The 6,210-nt window shown below is 61.2% G+C and carries 3 protein-coding genes and 1 pseudogene; 1 reads left to right on the top strand and 3 read right to left on the bottom strand.

The window, feature by feature from the left end; translation table 11 throughout:
• Positions 1–42 precede the first annotated feature (42 nt).
• The 3 genes from FEM54_RS21945 to dinG form a co-directional block, all read right to left on the bottom strand.
• Positions 43–1,188: an EstA family serine hydrolase gene (locus FEM54_RS21945; protein ID WP_017137194.1), complete on the bottom strand. Its 1,146-nt coding sequence runs from the start codon at positions 1,186–1,188 to the stop codon at positions 43–45.
• Positions 1,189–1,270: 82 nt separating this feature from the next.
• On the bottom strand, positions 1,271–3,568 hold the full coding sequence (locus FEM54_RS21940; protein WP_017137193.1) for a beta-galactosidase: 2,298 nt from the start codon (positions 3,566–3,568) through the stop codon (positions 1,271–1,273).
• 114 nt (positions 3,569–3,682) lie between these two features.
• On the bottom strand, positions 3,683–5,827 hold the full coding sequence (gene dinG / locus FEM54_RS21935) for an ATP-dependent DNA helicase DinG (protein ID WP_017137192.1): 2,145 nt from the start codon (positions 5,825–5,827) through the stop codon (positions 3,683–3,685).
• 99 nt (positions 5,828–5,926) lie between these two features.
• On the opposite strand from dinG, the pseudogene FEM54_RS21930 reads away from it, so the two are divergent.
• Positions 5,927–6,210 (top strand): annotated as a pseudogene (locus FEM54_RS21930) (hypothetical protein); the annotation flags it as partial.

The raw sequence follows: 6,210 nt of genomic DNA, 5'->3' as shown, positions 1-6,210 counted from the left end.
ATACTTGCCTTTGTAACAAAAAAACGTGAAACAGCAAGCTCTTTACAGACAACCGGCCAATATTCCGACCAACTTCTGCGCACGCGGGTCCATAAGTACATAAGGGCCCAGTGTATTAGTCACGAAACCAAATGCTACATCGCGCTCAGGGTCGGCAAACCCCACCGAACCACCGGCGCCAGGGTGGCCAAACGCACGCGGGCCAAGGCCAAAGGTGGCATTGGGCAGTTGCGGTTGATCCAACATGCACCCCAAACCGAAACGGGTTTGAGTCAATAATGTTTTGTCTGGCCCGATACTGTGTTCGCGGGTCAATTGTTCGAGCATGTCGCTCTCAAGCAAACTACCGTCCAACAATCCGCTATAAAAACCTGCCAGGCTGCGCGCATTACCGTGACCATTTGCCGCTGGCTGCTGCATCCGCCGCCATTCGGGCTTATTAGTGCTGGTCAGAATAGACGGTGGGTTGGCAAATGCACGGGTGGTCATGGCATTAGGTTCGCGCATCATTACTTGAAGTAAACGTTGCGCGGCTTCATCGCCCATATTGCCTTTGCTGCGCGCTATATGCGCAACCCGATAAAACTCTTCGTCCGCCAAACCGACATGGAAGTCCAGGCCCAGGGGCCGCGCAACCCGCGCCACAATCGACTCGCCCGGCCCGCGCCCGTCGGCACGGCGCAGCAACTCGCCGACCAACCAGCCATAAGTGATGGCCTCGTAGCCATGCCCTTCGCCCGGCGTCCACCACGGGGCTTCGGCCGCCAGGGTGTCGACCATCAGTGGCCAGTCATACAGGGCTTCGGTCGGCAGCATCTGGCGAATCGCCGGCAGCCCGGCCTGGTGGCAGAGCAACTGGCGCAGCGTGATGGTTTCTTTACCCGCCGCGGCAAACTCGGGCCAGTAGTCGGCAACTGGCGCATCCAGTTTCAGCTTGCCTTCGGCAACCAGCTGCAGGGCCGTGACGGCAGTGAAGGTCTTGGTGCAGGAGAACAGGTTGACGATGGTGTCGCTGTGCCAGGCCTCGGCACCGTCCTTATCGGCGGTACCGGCCCACAGGTCGACGACGGTTTCGCCGCCGATCTGGATACAGAGCCCGGCACCACGCTCCTGCGGGTCATCGAACAACGCGGCAAAGGCTTCACGTACCGCTTCGAACTGGAGCTCGTAATGACCCTGAATCTGCACCTAAGCCGCCTTGGAAAACACCGTAAGAAGTGGCCGACATTGTTCCAGTCATTGCAGGTTTTGTGAACCCGTCAGTGATGAATCAATGGCCATTTCCAGAGTGTCCACCCGCATGCCCGGCGCCCTGCCCCGCGCCTTTGCCTTCTTGCCCGGACTTGCCGCCTTCGTTCTCGCGAACCTTGCTGGCCGCCTTGGCTTTTTCGGCTTCCTTGCCCAGTTGGTCGACCGCCGCCAGGTTGCTTTTACGCACACTCTCGACAAAGCCCTGGAACGGCACGTCGGTGATGCCCACCAGCCCGAAGTGGCCGTTCTCGCCATCCAGCAGGCGCCCGGTGACCGGCTGGTCCAGGTACTGGAACCAATGCACGCCGACAATCGATGGCTCGGCCATGGCCTGCTTGAGGAAGTTGCTGTACGCCACGCCACGGTCTTCTTCACGGGCCAACTGTGTCACGCCGCCCCAGAACGGGCCACGGTCGGCCGAGCCGAAGTTGAACTCGGTGATCAGCACCGGCTTGTCCAGCGCGCGCAAGGCAGCAAAGTCATAACCGTCCTGCGGCTTCAGGGTGTACATGTTGAAACTCAGCACGTCGCAATACTGGGCGCAGGACGCCACGGCCTCGGGCGTGCTGACGGCATACCGACCACCTAGCAGCAACTGGTTGGGCGCGTGCCATTTCAACGAATCGGAGATGGTTTTGAAGTAGGCATCAGCGAAGGTCTTCTGGAAATATTTGAAGTCAGCTTCGATTTCCGGGTGTTCGGGGCTCGGCATCGGCGGCTCGAAGCCTGGGTCTTCCATCAGCTCCCAACCCGCCAGGTGGATGCCCCAGGCTTTCGACAGGCCTTCTTCGTTACGGTACTTGTCGCGCAGTTGTTTGAGGAATGCGCGTTTGGCCGGTACGTCGGTGGTCATGCGCAACGTGCCATAGGCCAAGGCGTAACGGGATTTTGGATCATCGCCGGGGCCGGCCCAGGCCAGCTCGTTGTCGGCAAAATAGCCGATCAGCCACGGGTCATCACGGTGGTCGCGGGCGGCAATGGCCACGGCGCGTTCGGTGGCCATGGCAAAGCGCGGGTCGAACGGGTCGGGCATGCCGCCCCACCAGTCGGTGCCAGTGCTGATGCTGGCGTAGTCACCGACAATCGACAGCGGCAAGGTGTAGGGCACACGGTCGGCGCGGGCCAGGTCCTCATCACTCCAGTTGCCCACGGTGTTGAAGCCCCAGGCTTGCAGGCGGTCGAGGGTGTGGCTGACCCAGCGCTTCTGGTCGAAACCTTCGCCGCCATAAGTACGCTGCAAGTTGGCGCCGTAAAAATCGTACCAACGCCCGACATTGAAGCCGCGGCCCTGATCGGCACCGTTGCCGCCCCGGTTATCGCCACTGCCGTAGTACTTGTCGAACGGTTCGCCAGCCTTGGGCAGCGCGGCGAACATCCACTCGCGGCCGGCCACGTAGGTCTGGTTGTTGTCCGGTGCCACGGTGTTAACACCCAACGAATAGAACGGATGGCCTTGCGGCGTCACCAGGTACCAGCGACCGTCACGCTTCTCGGTACGGAAAAAACCACTGGCGTCGAACGCCGGGCCTTTGTTCCAGCCACCGTATGGGTCCAGAGCGGATTTGTCACGCTCGGCCAGCCAGCCCTTGAGCTGTTGCTGCTCCTTGGCCGCTGCGGCTTTGAGTTGCTCGTCAGTGCTGACCTTTTCCGGCCAGCGTGCACGGGTGGACTGGCCATAAGCGTCCACCAGCTCACTGTAGACCGCCTTCAGCACCGGCTCGCTGTCCTGCACGCCAAAACGCTCAAGCAAAATGCTTTGGGCGGCATTGGGCTTGAGCATCGACAAGGTGACCGAGGCCACTTGGCTGCGGTCGATCTCGCCAGCACTGGCGGCCAGCAATACACGCTGGCCGTCCAGGGTGATCGGCATGGGCGGGCCGGCCTTCATGCCCTGGCTCAGCGGCGAGTTGGCTTGCAACGGGATCAACAGGGTCTGGGCCGGGCCGGCCGGCAGGTCGATACGGCTGACCAGAGTCTTGCCGTCGACGCTCTGTACTTTGACATAGAGGGTCAACGCCCAGTCCATGGCGCTCTGGATACGCAGGCTCATGGCGCCGGATTGCGACCAGTCCCAGCTCCCGGCCTGCGGGCTGAGCACCAGGCTCGGTTCGGCCGCCGGGTTGAAGGTGATGCGGCGCAACACCTCGCCTTCGGGGGTTTGTTCGGCGTTGTATTGCGGCAGGCTGGCGTCCTGAGTCGCCACCTTGACCACATCGGCAGGTCGGACGAAGTTGAACAGCGTTTGTTGCCCGGCAGGCGCGGCCATCAAGGGCGCAGCGAATAACAGGGCAAAAAGAGCAGGCAGCGTGCGAATCATACGAACAAGGTTCTCCCAATCGGCCGATAACTGGCCTGATGACATAAAGCGTTGGCAGTGAGATAGACCACGAAGTGGGCGACTTCGCCCACAGCAGCTTAATAAATGAGTGGCTTAAGAAATTTCGCGCCTGAACGGCGGCAAGGCATTGAGGATAGCTTTGCCATAGCGCTGCGTGACCAAACGGCGGTCGAGCAAGGTGATAGTGCCGCGGTCTTCCTCGGTACGCAGCAAGCGACCGCAGGCCTGGACCAGCTTCAAGGACGCATCCGGCACCGAGATTTCCATGAACGGGTTACCGCCCCGCGCCTCGATCCACTCGGCCAAGGCTGCCTCGACCGGGTCATCCGGTACCGAGAACGGGATCTTGGCAATCACCACGTGCTCGCAATAGGCGCCGGGCAAGTCCACGCCTTCGGCAAAACTGGCCAGACCGAACAGCACGCTGGAATCGCCGCCATCAACCCGCGCCTTGTGTTTGTTGAGGGTTTCCTGCTTGGACAGGTTGCCCTGGATAAACACCTGTTTGCGCCAGTCACGGTCGAGGCCGTCAAACACGTCCTGCATCTGTTTACGTGACGAAAACAGTACCAGTGTGCCGCGCGAACCTTCGACCAATTCGGGCAGGTCGCGGATGATCGCCGCCGTGTGCGCGGCCGCATCCCGTGGGTCGGCCTTGAGGTCCGGTACGCGCAGCACGCCAGCATCGGCATGGTGGAACGGGCTCGGCACCACGGCCGTCACTGCTTTTTTCGGCAGCCCGGCGCGCATGCGGAAACGGTCGAAAGTGCCCAGGGCCGTCAGCGTGGCCGAGGTCACCAGGCAGCCATAAGCCACGTTCCACAGGTTGCGACGCAGCATTTCGGCGGCGAGGATGGGGCTGGCGTTAACCTCGATATCGAACAGCGCACCGCTTTCCGACAGGGTCAGCCAACGCGCCATCGGCGGGTTGTCTTCCGGGTCTTCGACGGTGAAGGCGGTCCACAGCTCCCAGTTGCCCTGGGAGCGTGACAACAGGCTGCCGAACAGTGGGTACCACTCCTCGGCCTGGTTGCTGGCGATGCCGATATTGACCTCGCCATCCATGCCTTCCTTGAGCAAGTCGGTGAGGCGTGTGAACAGGTCGGTGAGGCGTGAAAAGCCCTTCTTCAGCTCAATACCCATTTCGCGCATATGCTCGGGGATCAACCCGCCAACAAACCGATGGCGCGGCCGCTCACGGCCCTCCACGTCTTCGCCGGGTTTGAAGTCGGCGACCTGTTCACAGGCGCTGAACATGAACTGCTGCTGAGTCTTGATCTCCCGCGCCAGCTCCGGCACTTGCTCGATCAACTTGCCCAAATCGCCGGGCAGCGGATGCTGGGCCAGCAGTTTGGTGAGGTTCTTGGCAGTGGTTTCCAGCCAGTCGGCCGTGGAACGCAGGCGCGTGTAATGGGCGAAGTGGCCAATTGCCTTATCCGGCAGGTGGTGGCCTTCGTCGAATACGTAGAGGGTGTCGCGCGGGTCCGGCAACACCGCGCCGCCGCCCAGGGCCAGGTCGGCCAGTACCATGTCGTGGTTGGTGACGATCACGTCGACCTTGCCCATGCCTTCGCGGGCCTTGTAAAAGGCGCACTGGCCGAAGTTGGGGCAATGGCGGTTGGTGCACTGGCTGTGGTCGGTGGTCAGGCGTGCCCAGTCCGAATCTTCAAGAGCGGTGGGCCAGCTGTCGCGGTCGCCGTCCCATTTATTGCCGGCCAGCTTCTCGATCATGCTGGTAAACAGCTTCTGGCTGACTTCATCCACCTCGATCTTGAAGCCTTCTTCTTCGAACAAGGAGGCAGTGGCGGTTTGCGCATGGCCTTCCTGCAGCAACACGTCGAGCTTGGACAGGCACATGTAGCGCCCACGCCCCTTGGCCAGGGCGAAAGTGAAGTTCAGACCGCTGTTGCGCATCAGGTCGGGCAGGTCTTTGTAGACGATCTGCTCTTGCAGGGCGACAGTGGCGGTGGCGATCACCAGGCGCTTGCCGGCAGCCTTGGCGGTAGGGATCGCGGCCAGGCTGTAGGCCACGGTCTTGCCGGTGCCGGTGCCGGCCTCGACAGCCACAATCGCAGGGTCGCCACTGCGCCGCCCTTCGTCGTCGGTGTCGATATCCCCGAGGACCTTGGCCACTTCGGCGATCATCAGGCGTTGGCCGTAGCGCGGTTTCAAGCTCTTGGCTTCGAGAAAACGCGAATAGGCGCCCTGGATCGTGGTTTTGAGTTCAGTGCTGATCATGGATAGTCGGGCGCAAAAAACGCTGGATAAATTTTCAGTGGTTCGGATCGGCCGCTATCATACCCCGCTAATTAATCCCGCGCAGAACGGAGTACCACAATGACCGCGTTTAGCCTCGCTTACACCCTGCATGTATTGGCCGCCCTGGTTTGGGTCGGCGGTATGTTTTTCGCCTGGATGATCCTGCGCCCCGCCGCCATGGCGGCACTTGAAGGCCCTGCCCGGCTCAAGCTGTGGGCAAATGTGTTTCAGCGTTTTTTTGTGTGGGTCTGGGTCGCGGTGCTGATTTTGCCGATCAGCGGCATCGGCCTGTTGCAACTGCGCTTCAGTGGTTTTGAGACTGCGCCGCGCTATGTGCAGGTGATGATGGGTCTGTATCTGGT

The sequence above is a fragment of the Pseudomonas edaphica genome (genome assembly GCF_005863185.1).
In the GTDB taxonomy this organism is placed as follows: domain Bacteria; phylum Pseudomonadota; class Gammaproteobacteria; order Pseudomonadales; family Pseudomonadaceae; genus Aquipseudomonas; species Aquipseudomonas edaphica.
The sequence above is the reverse complement of the archived record's forward strand: the minus strand, read 5'-3'. Positions and strand labels throughout refer to the sequence as shown.

Bases quoted from the DNA above. Each gene is read 5' to 3' on its own strand.
- FEM54_RS21940 (WP_017137193.1), bottom strand. From the start codon at position 3,568: ATGATTCGCACGCTGCCTGCTCTTTTTGCCCTGTTATTCGCTGCGCCC.
- dinG (WP_017137192.1), bottom strand. From the start codon at position 5,827: ATGATCAGCACTGAACTCAAAACCACGATCCAGGGCGCCTATTCGCGT.